Below are 15313 nucleotides of genomic sequence, written 5' to 3' on the forward strand. Positions count from 1 at the left end.
CGACACGGAGTGTCCCTTCCGCTGCGACGCTCGTCGGCGCTCATCGCCCGGTGAGAAGCCCCCATCGTAGTACGCACCCCCTAGACCGGTTGGGGCTCGAAGTCCCAGTACGGCCGGCGCCGGCGCCGGGCCGAGACGGTGTGGGGGTGTTCGGCGCCCAGGGTCTCGATGAGCTGCTGGACGGCTTCCTGCTCCAGTTTCGCGGCGTCCCTGGCGCGGCGCAGGGCCCGCAGGTCGTCGGCGAGCGCGGTCTTGGCGGACAGGGTCAGCGGATGGGTGTCGCCGAGCACTTCCGCGGCCCGCCGCACGATGTCCTGGCCGAGCTCGACGGCGCCTTCCTCGTCGTCGGCGCGGTTGCGGGCCGCGGCCGCGTTCAGGGCGCATCCCAGGGTCCAGGGGTGGTCGGGGCCCACCGCCGCGGTCATCCCGGCGAGCGCTTCCGCCGCGAGGGCCAGGGCCTGGGCGTGCTCGCCGAATTCCGACCGGACGAGCCCGACGTTGCCCAGCGTGCCCAGGGTGTACGGGTGCTGGTCCCCGACCAGGGCGCGGTAGCGCTCGGCCACCTCCTCGGCCAGCTCCCGGGCCCGTCCGAGGTCGCCGTGTTCGCGCAGGAACGTGGCGTGGTCGGCCATCATCATGAGGGTGTCCGGGTGCCGGGCGCCCAGCACCCGCTTGCTGCGTTCGACCACGTCCGGCAGCAGTGCCTCGGCCTGCGCGGTCTCGCCCATGCGGCGCATGCACAGGGCGAGGTTGTGCTCGGCCCGGAGGGTCTGCGGGGTGTGGCGTCCCATGACCTGGCGGTGCAGCCGGGCGTTAAGCTCCTGGCGGGAGAGGGCGTCGCGGTACCGTCCGGTCAGCCGCAGCATCCGGGCGTAGAGGGTGCCGGTGCCGAGCGTGAGGTGGTGGCGGGCGCGCAGCTCGCGCTCGCGGATCGTGACCACCTCGCGGAGCAGGACCAGCGCCTTCTCGTAGCGCCCGAGCAGGCCCAGGGCGATGGCGAGGTTGTTGCGGGAGGCGACCGCGCGCGGTGATTCGGGACCGAGCAACTCGGTGTACCGGCCGGCGACCTCCTCGAAGAGGGCGCAGGCCCGCTCGTACGCGCCGAGGGTCATGAGCGTGCCGGCCAGGCCGTCCTTGGCCCGCAGCAGATCGGCATCGGACTCGCCGCGTTCGGTCTCCAGCTCGTCCACGATCGCGCTGCCGACCGCCTCGGCCTCGCGGTACCGGCCCAGCCGGCGCAGCATGTTGGCGTGCTGGTGGGTCAGGACGAGCATGGTGCGGTGGGTGGGCGCGAGCCGGTTCTTCCAGCGGAACATGAACTGTTCGCACAGCCGGAGGCCCATGCGGTACTCGCCGCGCACCCGGAGGTATTCGACGCAGTTGATGACCAGACCCTGGACCGCGGGTTCGGCGCTGTCCAGCGCACCGGCCGGCTCCAGGTGCGGGATGAGCTCGGCGTAGCGGTCCCACTCGCGGGTGTCGAACGGGTTCTGGGGATCGGCCGAGACCAGCACCCGGCAGGCCGTCGCGGACAGCTTGTCGCGTTCGTCCTCGGACATGTCGCTGCGCAGGAAGCGGTGGTAGAGCCGGTGCATCTGCGCGGTTTCGACGGCCGGGTCGGAGTCCTGGGAGTTCTGGTAGTCGAGGCGTACCGCGGTGGACTCGGTCAGCCGGCGCAGCGCGGTGTTCCAGCTGATCGGTTCGGCGGCGAGATCGGCCAGGTGCTCGGGCAGGTCGCCGCGGCGGGCCTTGGCCAGTTTGGGCACCGGGATGGCGTCCGGCGCGAAGAAGGCGAACAGTTTGAGGAGTTCGACCGCGGCCGGGCTGCGTTCCCGGAGGGTGTTGAGGGTTATGGCCCAACTGGTCTGGAAGGCCATCGGGTAGTCGGTGGAGATGCGGATCCCGACGAGACTGGGCTCGCCCCGCCGGATCAGTTCGATGTACTCCCGGGGCGGCATCGGGTTGGCGTCCAGCCAGGCCGCGGTCTGCGCCAGCAGCAGGGGCAGGTCCTGCACCGCGTCCGCCAGGTCGTCGGCGTCCCTGGGCGTCAGCCGCGGGGCGCGGCGCCGGGCGTAGGCGACGCTCTCGACCCGGGTGAAGGGCAGCACCTCGATCTCCTGGGCGCTGCCGGAGCCGGACCAGTCACGGGTGAGCGTGGTGATCAGGACGTGGCCCCGGCCGTCCGGGACGAGGTCCTCGATCTGCTCCATGTCGTCGGCGCTGTCGAAGATCAGAAGCCAGCGGCGGTAGGGGCGTCCGGTGCGCAGCGCCTCGTGCACCGCCCTGATCCGGTCGCCGATCTCCTGGCCGACCGGCAGGCCGAGCCGGGAGGCCAGCTCGGCGAGCTGCTCGCGCGCCGCGCCGCGGTGGGTGGCGCTGATCCACCACACCACGTCGTAGTCGTTGCCGAACCGGTGCGCGTACTCGGCCGCGATCTGGCTCTTGCCGACGCCGGAGATGCCGTACAGCGCGATCCGGGTCTCCTGCGGCGGGCCGGAACCGGCGGCTCCGGAGCCGGCCAGCTTGTTGTGGAGTTCTTCGAGGACGTTGTCCCGGCCGGTGAAGCGGTTGTTGCGGCGGGGAATGTTCCAGACCTCGGGCGGGTCGTTCGGGAAGCGCGGTGCTCCGGGGGCCGGCTCGTGCCCCGCCGGGAGCGTGGCGGTGATGCCGAGCCGGTTCAGTACCCGGCGGTTGGCCTCGCGGGCGTCGAGGTCCCGGAGGTCGGCGGGCCGCAGCAGGGAGGCCGTGGCGGGCAGGCTCTGGGTCGCGACGCTCACCGCCGCGAACCGGTCGGCGTGCGGCTGCACCACCTCGCGCAGGGCGGTGGTCCATTCGTCCTGGGTCTTGGGGCCCAGCCGGAAGTACCAGTCGTCCAGCACCATCAGGAGCCGGCCCTCGGCCTCCAGCAGACCGGACAGTTCCTCGGCCAGCGCGGTGTCCGCCCGAGGGTCCCAGCGCAGCAGGGTCGTGCCGTAGTTCAGCTGCTCCAGCTGGTGCGAGAGCCAGGCGGCCCAGGGCCTGGCGAAGCCCGCATAACTGATCGTGACGTGGTCTGCGGAGCCGGCGGAACCGGTCTGATCGGCCATGCGACCGTCTCCCCTGCGATAAGCGGTGCGTCAAAGCATGCGCGAGCTGGCTGGCACGATAACCCAAGTGTGCACCGATTCGTCGACTGTGCGTCAGGTCATGTCGGCACGCCGCCAGTTGGGCGTCAGCGCGGCGTTCACCCGGCTTGCGACGTGGCGGATCAGCCGCTCCAGGTCGGCGCAGTAGACGGACGGGTTGCGGAAGCCGCTGCCGGCGTCGCGGTAGCGGTGGGCGTAGTTGCCGCCCCCGCAGACCGTCACCAGCGGGCAGGCCCGGCACTGCTCACCGAGGCCGGCCAGGCCCTGTTGCCGGGCCGCCAGGCCGGGGTGGGCGAGGGCCTGGTCGAAGCTGTGCCGGAAGACGTCCAGACCGGTGGCGGCGGCACCGTCGTAGGCGGACTTGAGCGAGTCCACCTGCTCGATGGCGCCGTCGGTGTCCACCACCAGGGCGACCACGGGCGACAGTCCGACCGCCTCGGTGGAGCTGGGCCTCCCCAGGAGCAGCCCGATGATCTCGGTGAACAGCCGTATCCGGGGCCCGGGCGCCGGCCCGTCCCACCACAGGTCGAACACCGCGCAGAGCCAGTCACCGTACGGTGTGGGGCCCGCGGGCCGGGCCGGAAGGGCCGGCGGGCTGGACCAGTTGGCGTGCGGCAGCAGGTAGTCGAGCATCGGCGGGGACAGGGCGCAAAGGCTCCGGTGGACCTGCCCGGGGTCGGTGGCGGGGTCGACGGTGCAGAGGATGCCGGCGAACGCGTCGGGCCGGGCGGCCAGCAGTCGGGCCGCGCGGGCGGCCGCGGGCCAGGAGGGCCGGCCCGCGTGGTCGACCCGGCGGTGGTTCAGGCCGGCGGTGCCGCCGTCCAGGCTGAGCCCGACCAGGAACCCCGCGTCGGCCAGGGTGTTCAGGCCGGCGGCGGTGAGGAGGGTCCCGTTGGTCTGGACGCCGAAGCTCACCGCGCAGTACGCGGGCACCGCCGCGCGGATGGCCTGCGCCTGTTCCAGGAGCGGGCCCGGTCCGGTGAGCAGCGGCTCCCCGCCGTGCAGATCGATGCGGATGTCGGGGAGGTGGTGGGCGCTGACGTGTTCGGCGATCCGGTGGGCGGTCTGGCGCACGGTGTCCGGCCGTACGGTCAGCGGCCGGCTCTGCCAGCTGCGGTCCGGACCGGTGTAGAGGTAGCAGTACGTGCACGCCAGATTGCACCGGCTGTGCAGCTTGAGCACGAATTGCCGGAAGGGGGCCGTGGTGCCCCGGTCGGTTCTGCGCAGCACGACGCCGCCCCCCTGCCTGGGCCGAGGTTCCCTGGACACCCGTCGACGCCCGCTGCTCCATGTCTGGCTCAGCCCGGAAAAAAGCAATCAATTCCGATCGATAACTGGCCGAATTCTTTAACCTATTGCCCAGAATCAATCGTTGCGGGGAGAGCGCCGCAGACCCACATGGGAAGGGCCGTCGTCGTAATAGGCCACCGCCTCGTCCTCCGTCAGCCAGTTGCGGAGCAGCAGGCCCGCCACTTCCCGGAGCACCGGATGGGACGTCAGCTCGGACAACGCACCCACATCGACCGCCGCGAAATCCGGCAGCGGCTCGACCGACGGCCCGGCCGGGGCGGCCGCAGCCGGTTCGGTGCGGGGGGTGTTCGCCACGCTGCTCTCCTCTGGCCGGCTGGACGGGGGTGTTCCCGGACTCCGGTCCACGGAAACACGTGCGGGCGGCGGCGGCCGGACGGCCGGCCGGGGGTGCCGGGGGCTCAGGCGGGGGGTTCGAGGGCGCGCATACGGGCGCGGGTGCGCTGCGCCTCGGGGCCCGGGTCGGCGGCGGTGCGCTGCCAGTGTTCCCAGCTCTCGCGGTAGGCCTGGAGCGCGGAGCGGGGGCCGGCGGTGACTTCGAGGACCTCGCCCCGGCGGTGGTGGGCGCGGGCGGCCAGCAGGGCGCTGCCGGCCCGGCCGGCGGCCGCGGCGGCGCGGCGGTAGCAGGCGGCGGCGCGGTCGTGGCGCTCGCGGGAGCCGAACCGGCGGTCCAGCAGCAGTTGCACGTCCCCGACCTCGATCCACGCCTCGGCACACACCACGTCCGGCACCCCGGCGCCCCGGGCGGCCAGTTCCAGGATCCAGTCGGCCTCGTGCAGATCGGCGACCGAGGGCCGGCGCTCGTGGCGCAGCCGCAGCGCCCGGCCGAACAGCAGCCGGTGACTGCCGAGATCGGGGTCCTGCGGCGCGACCCTGGCCAGCGCCTCGCGCAGGACGTGCACCGCCTCGTCGGCCAGCCGCCGGCCGGGCTCCTCGGCCGGCTCCTGGCGGGCCCGCAGCAGCAGCGCGGCACCGCGTTCGGCGAGCAGCGAGCTGTGTGCGGGGGTGTCCGGTGCGGTCAGCCGGAGCGCGGCGGCGAGCGCGTCGATCGCCGCGTCCAGGGCCGCGAGCGCGCCGGTACGGGTATGAACGGCGCGCTGGGCCGCGGCGATCCGGCGCAGGCTGTCGGCCTCCAGCACCGGGTCGCCGAGGGACCGCGCGAGCGCCCGGGCCCGCTCCAGGGTGGAGAGCACGGACGGCAGCCCCGCGCCGTCGCCCAGCCGGCGGGCCGCCGCGAGGTCCAGCAGCGTCTCGCACACCAGACGGTCGGCGTCGCCGCCGCGGCGGCGCAGCAGGACGGTGGCGGTGTCGAGGTCGTCGGCGGCGCGCACCGCGAGCGCCTCGGCGGGACGGGCCGCGCCGGGCGCCTCGGGCCGGCCGGCAGCGGCCCGGCGGGCCTGGTCGAGCAGCACCCCGCCGCGGGCGGCGTAGACCTCGCCGGGGACCTGCTCCCCGCTGGGCCAGCGGTCGAGGAGGGTGGTGAGGGAGCGCTCCGCCTCGTCGAGCGGATCCGGGGGGAGCGGTGGTGCCGGGGTCCCGTCCGGACCGGTGCGGCCGGCCGACGGCGGGGTCGCGGCGGGCTCCGGGACGGCCGTCTCCGGCAGGGCGGCCAGGCGGCGCAGGACCTCGGTGCGCAGCACCATGCTCTCCAGGACCCGGGGGTCGAGCAGGCTCATCAGCCCGCAGGCGGCGTCCAGTCGGCGGGCGGCCTCGGCGAGCGCGGTGCGCTCCCCGGCCGGGTCACCGGCGGCGCGGCGCTCCCGGGCGCGGGCGTGGGCGACCCGGCCGAGCACGATCAGCACCCGGGTCCGCTCGGCCGCGCCGGCGTCGTCGCCCCCGATGCCGTCCCGGGAGCCGTCGCCTTCCGCGGTGTCCGCGGGGGACGCCGCCCCCAGGGCGCGTTCCGCCGCGCGCACCGCCCGCTCCGCCTCCTCCAGGGCGTCCGGCTGCCGCCATTCCGCCCAGGCGTGCAGCAGCGCCCGGGCGAGGTCCGTGCCGGCCGGCGGGAGGCGTTCCGCGGCGGCCCGCAGCAGCCGGACCGCCGCGATCAGATCGCGGACGGCGCGGTCCTGTTCGTAGCGCTCCAGGAGGGCGGCGCCGTCCGCCGCCGGTCCGTCGGAGGCGTACGGCCGCCGGTCGGGCGGGCGCAGCGCCGGTTCGAAGCGGCGCAGGACGCGTTCGGAGACCCGGGCGAACGGTTCGGGCACCGCCCGCTGTCCGGTCTCCGGCTCCCGGCCGCTGCCGGACAGCATGGCCACGGCGACCGCGGGAAAATTGCGCGCGCTGCGGCCGAAGGTGCGCTCGATGTAGAGCGAGCAGTGCTTGAGCACCAGCGCGGCCTCGCCCGCGCTGAGCCGGGCGAGCAGTGCGTCCCGTACGCCGGGCACGAAGTCGTACCAGGGGCCGGTCGCCGCGAGCCGCTCCTCCGGGGGGCCGCCGCCCGGGATGCGCTCCCCCGGCGGGAACTCCTCCGGCGGCACCTGCACGACCAGCCCGCTCAGCAGCACCTCGGCCAGCTCGGCCGGCCCGGTCTGGGGCAGCATCGCGCGCTGGACGAGCTGGATGACGGGCAGCGCGAGCGGCACGGCGGAGAGGTGCACCGCGAGCAGCCGGGCGGCCGGCGACGCCTGTTGGTCGAACTCCCGGACCATCCGGGAGGGTTCGCCGCTCCCGGGCGCGGGCGGCGGGCCGGAGCGCGGTTCGGCGCCGTGGTCGGCGCGGACGACGGAGGCCGCGCCGCGCAGCGAGAGACCGGCGTCCGCGGCGGCCAGCCGGGCCCAGGAGCCCAGCGCGGACGGGGTGGCGGCGAGCACCGGGACGGCCCGCTCGCGCGGCGGCTCGGTCTCCGTGCCCGGTGGCGGGGCGGGCCGGCGACGGCGCCGGGCGGGCCGGAAGTCGAGGGCCTGGTACGGGCCCTGGCGCCGGACCAGGGTGCCGGCGACGGCGGGCAGCAGCGTCCGTCCCCACATCCGCTGCGGCAGCGGCTGGACGACGGCGAGCGGGGCGTCGGCCGCCCAGCGGTACAGCAGCCGCTGCATCCGGCCGTCGCGCCAGAGGGGGCCGGCGCAGTCGCTGACGACGAGGGTGAGGTGGTGGCCCGTCGGGTCGTGCAGCTGGTCGGCGGGGCGCAGCGGACGGCCGGGGCCGGGGGTCGCGGCGACGCCGACGTCCGCGCCGTGCGGATGGAGGTAGTGGACCGTGACGTCCCGGAAGGCGCCCACCCGCTCGCAGACCTGGCGCAGGTCGTGCAGCATCTGCTCCCATACGGCCATCGAGGACGAGCCGTCCATCAGCAGCCGGAGCCCGGCCGTGCGGCGGTGCACCCCGCGCAGCACCGGGATGACCATCTCGGCGTGCGCGGACAGTTCGGCGGTGGCCCGCTCGTCCAGCTTGCGGCGGACCGGGGCGGCCGGCGGGCGGTACCGCTGGACCGGCCGCAGGGCACGCTGCAGCGGCAGGAGTCCGGGGAACGCGGAGGCGATCGGGACCGCGACCTCGCCGAGGCGGTGGTGGTCCGGGTCGGCGCTGTGCTCGTGCCGGGCGGGCAGCAGCTCCGCGACGCGGCGCCGGGCGGCCTCCCGGAGGGCGGCGGCGGACGCGGCCCCGTCGGCGGCCGGATCCGGGGAGCCGTCGCCGTCGGACGACGTTCCCGTCCCGCCCGTCAGACCCGGTAACGCGGGAGGACCCACCCGGAAAGTGGCCGGATCCGCACGGTCGGGACGGCCGTCGGCACCGGCCTCTCCGGCCCCGTCAGCACCGTCGGCCCGACCCGTCCCGCCGCCCCCGTCCGTCCCGTCGGCACGGGACGGATCCGGGGTGATCCACTGGGCGAGCCAGAGGGCGTCGGCCATCCCGCGGGCATCGGGCGGCAGCCCCGCCGCGGTCAGCCGGGCGACGAGGTCGTCGAGGGGACCTGGACCGGGCTCCCCGAGGGGCACCGCACTCACCTCGTCCGATCGAGCGGCCGCATCAACTCCGCCGTCAGCCGCCGCCGGGTCTCCTCCTCGTCCTGGTCCGTCCAGCCGGCCTTCTGGGTGAGGTGGATGGCGTTGAAGAGCTGGTCGACGGCGCGCACGTCACCGGGCTCGCGGTCCAGGAAGCGGTCGATCACGGATGCGTAGCGCTCGGCCGCGCCCTCGCCGAAGTGGGCCCGCACCATGGCGGCCAGCCGCTCCCTGTCGGGCGCCGGGATGTGGAGGTGGATGCAGCGGCGCAGCAGGGGCGCCGGGAAGTCGCGCTCCCCGTTGCTGGTGAGGACGATGAAGGGGAAGGCATGGCAGCGCACCCGGCCGCCGCGGACCGTCACCCGCGCGCCGTCGTCGGTGAGCACCTCCACCTCGGGCGCGGATCCGGCCAGCCGCTCCAGCTCCGGAATCCGGAACTCCCCTTCCTCCAGGACGTTGAGGAGGTCGTTGGGCAGGTCGATGTCGCTCTTGTCGAGCTCGTCGACGAGCAGCACCCGGGGCCGGGCGGCCGGCAACAGGGCCGTGCCCAGCGGGCCGAGGCGGATGTAGCGGCCGATCCCGCCGCCCGGTTCGCCGGTGCCGTCCTCGCCGGCCCCTCCGGCGGCGCCGTCCGCGGCGGGCGACGGGGCGGCGCGGGCGATCTGGAGGTCCTGGAGCCGGCCGATGGCGTCGTAGTCGTACAGGCCGTCGCGGAGCGTGCTGCGGCTGACCACCGGCCAGCTGAGCACCCGGCCGAGGCCGAGTTCGTACGCGACCGAATGCGCGAGGGTGCTCTTGCCGCTGCCCGGGGCGCCGGTCACCAGCAGCGGCCGGCGCAGGTAGAGCGCGGCGTTGACCAGCTCGCGCTCGGTCTCGCCGGGGCGGTGGTGGCTGGCCTCGCGGTACTGCACGCCGAGCCTGCGCTCGGAGGCGGGGTCGAGCGCGGCCGGCGGCGCCACGAGGGGGCCGCCGTCGAAATCACGCCAAGGGGGTGGCGGCGGAAGGTGCTCAATTCCGTCGTGCGGTGCTCCCGCGCCACGGTAGATGAGCCAGTCGCTCACGTCGGAACTCCTCGTCGCCGGACCGGGTCGGTACCTTCGGTCACGTCATCACGCCACCACGCGGCGCGCCTCACGTCGTCCCGCTCACATCGTCACGCGCACGCACCCCGGCCACGCCGAACTGCCGCCCGCTGTCGCGTCGTTGCGCCACATCGTCCACGAACAAGTCTTCCACGAAGCTATGACAGTACCCATCCCTACGGAAGCGCACGGGGCGGTTTCCGGTCTCGCGGGTCGCGGGCGGGGCGCTGCGGGCCGGGCGGGGGCACGGAACCGGGGCACGGCATCGGCCACCCGGCGCACGCGGTCGTGCGCTCCCCCGCTCACCCCGGGGACACCTGGGGCCGGTCCGGGAAGAGCGGGGGCAGCGGGTCCTCCGGGTCGTCGTAGAGGAGGATCAGGTCCCGGGCCCAGTGACTGCCCTCCTCGGCGGCCTTGGCGCGCAGCTGCCGGACGAGCTCGGGGAGCCGGACCAGACCGCCCGAGCCCTGGAGCAACTCCCGTACGCCGCGGTGGAATTCCTCGCAGCCGGCGTCGCACTCCCGCTCCTCGCCGTGGCCGCGGGCCGGCCACAGCCCGGCCGGGAAGCCGGTGTCCAGGGCCACCCCGACCGCGTCCCGGCCGAACCCGTCGGCGACCGTCCGGCACAGCGCGGGCAGCGCCCCGTCCTCCGCCGTCTCCAGCAGCCGCCAGATCGTTTCGGCGGAGCCGCCGGGGCGCGCGCCGGCACCCGTGGGCGGAATCCGCAACGCCGTCAGCGCCGAGGCGGCGGTCATGCCCTGCCAGCGGCGCAGCCAGGCCGGATCGACCTCCTCGCGCCGGCCCTGGTCCCGCAGGACCACGGCACGGCCGGGACCCACCGGCCGCCGCCGGGCGGTGCGCCGGGTCGACGCGGCGACCTCCCACCGGCCGGCGGCGGTGTGCCAGCGCCCTTCGGGGACGGCGACCTCCAGGCGCACCCGGGCGCCCGGCCCGGCGTCCCCGTCGGCCCGCAGCAGCCGGCCGCCGAGCCCGCGCAGCACCTGCTCGCGCGCCTCCTCGAACGGCACCCCGCCGGCCGACTCCTGGACGTCCACCCGCAGCCACTGCCCCCGGCCGTAGCCCTCACTGACCGACCAGTTGTAGAGCTCATGGCCGTTCTCGTCGTAGAAGAGCGGCTCGAACTCGACGAGGACGGAGCGCGGGCGGCGGCGCACCGGGCCGATCCGGCGGCGGTCCTGCGGCTGCAGGACGACCGCCTTGGCCTGGACGAACTCCGCGAGCCTGGCGGTCCCTTCGCGGACCGCGGCGGCCTCCTCGCCCGGTACGTCCCGCACCTCGTCGGCGGTCCGCTGGGCCACGATCCGCAGGTAGTGCACGAAGGCGCGGAGCTCCGTGTACGGGTCGCTGCCCTGATAGAGCGCGCCGTGCCCGTCCCGCCAGGTGCGCAGCGACCAGGCGCCGGGCCGTTCACCGCGCTCCAGCGCCTCGTCGACCGCCGCCTCGACGAGCAGCGGGTCGCGCGGTGCGGGCAACCGGGCGAGCAGGTCCAGGGCCTGCAGCCGCTCCTGGACGCCCCAGAGGCGGCCGCGGCCCGCCATGACGGCGTGCTGGGCGTCGAACCAGGTGGGCCCGCCGGCCCGGGCGAGGTCCTGCCCGGTCCAGTGCCAGCGGTCGTGCAGCCCCATCAGCGCGTGGTACGGCTCGGGCCCGAGCCCTTCGGCGCCGGCCACCAGATGCTCCGGGCCCAGCCCGCGCAGCGCGGTGACCGGCACCGCGAGGCCGACGTGGTCCTGCTGGTGGCGGCCCTTGACGATGCCGACGACCTCGCCGCGGTCACAGTCGATCAGCGGCCCGCCGGACGCCCCGGGGCTGACCCGGACATCGCTGCCGAACTGGAGCCCCCGGGCGTCCCGGGCGCCGAAGCGGACGGCGATGAACGGGTCCACGGCGGCGGACGGGCCCGGCGCCCCGGCCGGCCCGCGCACCGCCGACTCACGTAGTACGCGTTTCCCGGCGGCGGGCCGCTCGTCCCCGTCCGGCCGGTCGTGGCCCCCGGGCACGTCCGGAACGTCCGCCCCGCCCGACCGGTCGTGGCCGCGGAAGATGTAGGCGTCCTCCAGGAGCGTCGCCGGCTGGTCGCTCAGCCAGGCGCACGGATGGTCGGCCTCCGGGTCGAGCAGCCGCACCAGGGCGAGATCGGCGCGGGCCGCGCCGGGGCCGGCCTCCGGGGCGGGCCGGCTCAGGTCGTACACCAGGCGCGCGGGCTCCACCCGGCCGCCGAACGCGACCCCGAAGACCCCGTCCGGACCGGTCTCGCGGCGCCGTCCGTCGCTCGCCGCGAGGACGTGTGCGCAGGTCAGCACCCATCCGGGGGCGATCAGCACCCCACTGCCCCACAGCCGGACGTCGGCTGCGCCCGGCGCCGCGCGCAGGGCGACGGTGGTGCGGCCGGCATGCTCCAGGAGCTGGGCGTACCGGGCGCGGTCACCGGTGCGTTGCTCGGCGGTCGCCATCAGCGGCCCGCGTCATCGGGCTCCCGGCGGCCGGCCGGAGGCTCCGCCGGCGGTGCGCCCGCCGGCGCGCCCCCGTCGTGGTCCTGCCGGTCGCGGCCGTCCTGGCGGTCCTGCCGCCAGGCGAGGGTGACGGAGAGGTTGGTCTTGGCCTCCCCGTCGGCGAGCAGGGCGATCGCCTTGCCCGGTTTCGCGGACAGTTCCACGCCGAAGGTCACGCTGGTCTCGTGCGGCGCGACCCGTGCGGTGGCCTGGCGGACGCTGGCGGCGACCCCGCCGATCACCTCGCGGAGCCCCTCGACCCGGGCGCCCAGCGCGTCCCAGGCGCCGACGTCCTCGAAGTCCCCGTCCTCGTCCCCGTGCAGGGCGTCCGTCCCGTCGAGCCCGGGGGCGTCCAGCCGGGAGACCCGGGCCCAGACCTCCGTCCCGTCGGGCAGTTCGATGCGCTGTGCGCGATCTTGCATCACGGCCTCCGCTCCCCCTGGACGGCAATTCCCCGATTGCCGCAGGACCGCTGACAGGTGATCAGGCTAGCCCCCGGGCGGCTGGGGCGCGAGAGGTCCGTGGGCCTGCCTATCCTGGCCGGGAATGACCCATGACCCCTGGTGGAGAGCGCGTGTATTTCACTGACCGTGGCATCGAGGAGCTGGAGAACCGGCGCGGCGAGGAGGAGGTCACCCTCGCGTGGGTGGCCGATCAGCTGCGCACGTTCGTCGACCTGAACCCGGACTTCGAGGTTCCGGTGGAGCGGCTGGCCACCTGGCTGGCGCGGCTGGACGACGAGGACGACGAGTAGCGGACGAGCGGGAGGAGCGGCGAGGAGCAGCGGGGCGGGGGCGCCGTACGGCACGGGCCCGACCGTCAGGACCGTACGGCGCGAGGACGCCGTGGGGACGGCGGCCAGGGTTCGATGACCAGGGACGAAGACCAGGGATGACGTAGGGGGCGAATAGGGGACGGGTCAGGGTCGGGGCCGCTTGACTTCCCGAAGCCGCGATATATCGTGTCTGTTGAGGACGCGATATGTTGCGTTGTACGGCTATCCAGGGGAGGCCAGGAATGTCAGCCCGGACCGCGTGGTCGCAGAACCCGATCGAGGTGACCGCCCCGCGCACGCTGGAGATCCCGGACTCCGTCCGCGGGCTCAACGTCCGCCTGGTGGGCGGCACGGTCAACGTCGTCGGCACCTCCGACGGCAGCCCCCCGCGCCTGGAGATCAGCGAACTGCACGGCTCGCCCCTGTCCGTCTCCTTCGACAACGGCACCCTCTCCGTCGCGTACGAGGACCTGCCCTGGAAGGGGTTCATGAAGTTCCTCGACCGCAAGGGGTGGCAGCGCAGCGCGGTGGTCTCGGTGGCGGTGCCGGCCGGCACCCGGGTCGAGGTCGGGGTGATCGGCGCCAGCGCGGTGGTCTCCGGGATCTCGGGGCGCACGGACGTCCGCGGCATCTCCGGCGGCATCACGCTGGTCGGCCTGACCGGCGGGGTGCGGGCCGACACGGTCTCCGGCGACGTCGAGGTGCAGTCGCTCCAGGGGGACCTGCGGTTCAACTCCGTCTCGGGCGATCTGACGGTGATCGACGGCGCGGGCGAGGCGGTGCGCGCGGACTCCGTCAGCGGCGACATGGTCCTGGACCTCGACCCCGGCAAGGGCGCCGACATCACCCTCACCACGGTCTCCGGCGAGGTCGCCATCCGGCTGCCCGACCCGGCCGACGCCAGGGTCGATGCCAACACCACGACCGGCACGGTCTCCAACGCCTTCGACGACCTCCGGGTCAGCGGCCAGTGGGGCGCAAAGAGGATCACCGGCTCGCTGGGCGCGGGCACCGGCCGCCTCAAGGTCACCACGATCTCCGGCGGACTGGCCCTGCTGCGCCGCCCCGCCTACGAGGACTCCCCCGCCGACCCGCCCGCCGAGAAGAAGGTGCTCTGAGCATGCCCCCCGTCTTCGCCCATGGCCGCCTGCGCCTGTATCTCCTCAAGCTGCTGGACGAGGCCCCGCGGCACGGCTACGAGATCATCCGCCTCCTGGAGGAGCGCTTCCAGGGCCTCTACGCCCCCTCCGCCGGCACGGTCTACCCGCGGCTGGCCAAGCTGGAGGCCGAGGGCCTGGTGACACACGCGACCGAGGGCGGCCGCAAGGTCTATTCGATCACCGACGCCGGACGGGCCGAGCTCGCCGACCGCGGCGGCGAGCTGGCCGATCTGGAAATGGAGATAAGGGAGTCGGTCGCCGCGCTGGCCTCCGACATCCGCGAGGACGTGAACGGCTCGGCGCGCGACCTGCGCCGCGAGATGCGCGAGGCCGCCCAGCAGGCCCGCGCGGGCGCGTCCGCGGGGGGCGGGCGCGGCGGCGCGAAGAACGGCGCCCCGGGGGGCGCCGGACGGTCGTTCCCCGAGGCCGCGGACTACTTCGACGGCGCGTTCGGCGACAAGGAGGCCTGGCGGCAGGCGAAGGAGGAGTTCCGGCGCGCCAAGGAGGAGTGGAAGGAACAGGCCCGGCGGGCCAAGGAGGAGAGCAAGCGGGCCCGGCAGGACGCCCAGCGCGCCCGTAAGCAGGCCCGGGAGGCGCAGGTCTTCGCGCGCGAGGAGATCCAGCGGGTCATCAAGCGCGTCCAGGACCAGGCCCAGGGCGCGGTGCGGACGGGCGACTGGTCGGGCGCGGTCCGGGAGGCGCTCTCCGAGGTGTCCCGCGAGGTCGGCCGGTTCACCGGCGAACGGCCCGCGGCGGACCGCCCCGCCGGACCGACCGCCCCCGCCGACGGCGCCGAGGTGACGGTCGAACGGATCGACCTCGCCAAGGAGGACACCGGGCACCCCCAGGAGCCCGCCCCGTCCGCGGCGCCCCCCGCCCCCGAGTGGGCGAAGGAGCCGGTCAGCGGTGACCCGGCCCGCGACTTCGACCGGCTGCTGGACCGCTTCCGCGACGACCTGCGGGACGCCGCCCGCGATCACGGCGTCACGCCCGAGCAGTTCAGCGAGTCGCGCCGCCGCCTGTCGGCCGCCGCCGCCCACATCGGCGCCCTGCTCCGGCACCCGGACCGGCACCCGCCCACCACGGACCCGGAGCGGTAGCCCGCCGACGCGTACCCGAGGCCCACGGCGGCGGCGCGCCCAGGTGTGCCGGAACACCGGCCCCGGGAGCCCGCCGCCACCCACTTCCCACCCGCGGCCGAAAGCGACCCCCGCCGCACACCGCCCCCCACCGAACCCACCAGGCCCGCAGCGCGTCCTCAACTCACCGACAACTACAGAGAGTTGCCTTCTGCGCGCTGGATTCACGCGCCGTAATCGGGGAAGTCACTATTTCGCACGGCTTTTCGTCCGGCGCGGGGGTTCCGACGGACCCCCTCCCCACGCCGCCGGCCGGCGGCCGCGCCC

General features: G+C 75.2%; 10 protein-coding genes. 3 read left to right on the forward strand and 7 right to left on the reverse strand.

Features of this window, described 5'->3' with window-relative positions:
* Positions 1-80: 80 nt before the first annotated feature.
* The 7 genes from fxsT to V2J85_RS33010 all read right to left on the reverse strand — a co-directional run bounded on the left by fxsT (position 81) and on the right by V2J85_RS33010 (position 12394).
* Positions 81-3086, reverse strand: a complete 3006-nt coding sequence (gene fxsT, locus V2J85_RS32980) for an FxSxx-COOH system tetratricopeptide repeat protein (RefSeq protein ID WP_261955735.1) — start codon at positions 3084-3086, stop codon at positions 81-83.
* Positions 3087-3179: 93 nt separating this feature from the next.
* Positions 3180-4355 (reverse strand): FxsB family cyclophane-forming radical SAM/SPASM peptide maturase, encoded by a 1176-nt coding sequence (locus V2J85_RS32985; protein WP_330823636.1) that lies wholly within the window; start codon positions 4353-4355, stop codon positions 3180-3182.
* A gap of 135 nt (positions 4356-4490) precedes the next feature.
* A complete protein-coding gene (locus tag V2J85_RS32990; protein WP_330823637.1) occupies positions 4491-4730 on the reverse strand; it encodes a YxD-tail cyclophane-containing RiPP peptide in 240 nt (79 codons plus the stop codon).
* 104 nt (positions 4731-4834) lie between these two features.
* Positions 4835-8371 carry an SAV_2336 N-terminal domain-related protein gene (locus tag V2J85_RS32995; protein WP_330823638.1) on the reverse strand — a complete coding sequence of 1179 codons (3537 nt, stop codon included), beginning with the start codon at positions 8369-8371 and terminating at the stop codon, positions 4835-4837.
* 5 nt (positions 8372-8376) lie between these two features.
* Positions 8377-9438 carry an AAA family ATPase gene (locus V2J85_RS33000; protein WP_330823639.1) on the reverse strand — a complete coding sequence of 354 codons (1062 nt, stop codon included), beginning with the start codon at positions 9436-9438 and terminating at the stop codon, positions 8377-8379.
* Positions 9439-9761: 323 nt separating this feature from the next.
* Positions 9762-11933 carry a VMAP-C domain-containing protein gene (locus V2J85_RS33005; RefSeq protein WP_330823640.1) on the reverse strand — a complete coding sequence of 724 codons (2172 nt, stop codon included), beginning with the start codon at positions 11931-11933 and terminating at the stop codon, positions 9762-9764.
* On the reverse strand, positions 11933-12394 hold the full coding sequence (locus V2J85_RS33010) for a CU044_2847 family protein (RefSeq protein ID WP_330823641.1): 462 nt from the start codon (positions 12392-12394) through the stop codon (positions 11933-11935). Before V2J85_RS33010 ends, V2J85_RS33005 begins: the two co-directional genes overlap by 1 nt.
* 152 nt (positions 12395-12546) lie before the next feature.
* Here V2J85_RS33010 and V2J85_RS33015 point away from each other — a divergent pair, with 152 nt between their 5' ends.
* From V2J85_RS33015 to V2J85_RS33025, 3 genes are all read left to right on the forward strand, one after another.
* Positions 12547-12726, forward strand: coding sequence for a DUF6104 family protein (locus tag V2J85_RS33015; RefSeq protein WP_030415955.1), 180 nt, complete (start codon positions 12547-12549; stop codon positions 12724-12726).
* Between the two features lie 263 nt (positions 12727-12989).
* The gene (locus tag V2J85_RS33020) at positions 12990-13865 is read left to right on the forward strand and encodes a DUF4097 family beta strand repeat-containing protein (protein WP_330823642.1); all 876 of its coding nucleotides are present in this window, start codon (positions 12990-12992) and stop codon (positions 13863-13865) included.
* Positions 13866-13867: 2 nt separating this feature from the next.
* Positions 13868-15007, forward strand: coding sequence for a PadR family transcriptional regulator (locus V2J85_RS33025; RefSeq protein ID WP_330823643.1), 1140 nt, complete (start codon positions 13868-13870; stop codon positions 15005-15007).
* The last annotated feature ends 306 nt before the right edge of the window (positions 15008-15313 follow it).

The sequence above is a fragment of the Streptomyces bugieae genome, assembly GCF_036352915.1.
Classification (GTDB): domain Bacteria; phylum Actinomycetota; class Actinomycetes; order Streptomycetales; family Streptomycetaceae; genus Streptomyces; species Streptomyces endophytica.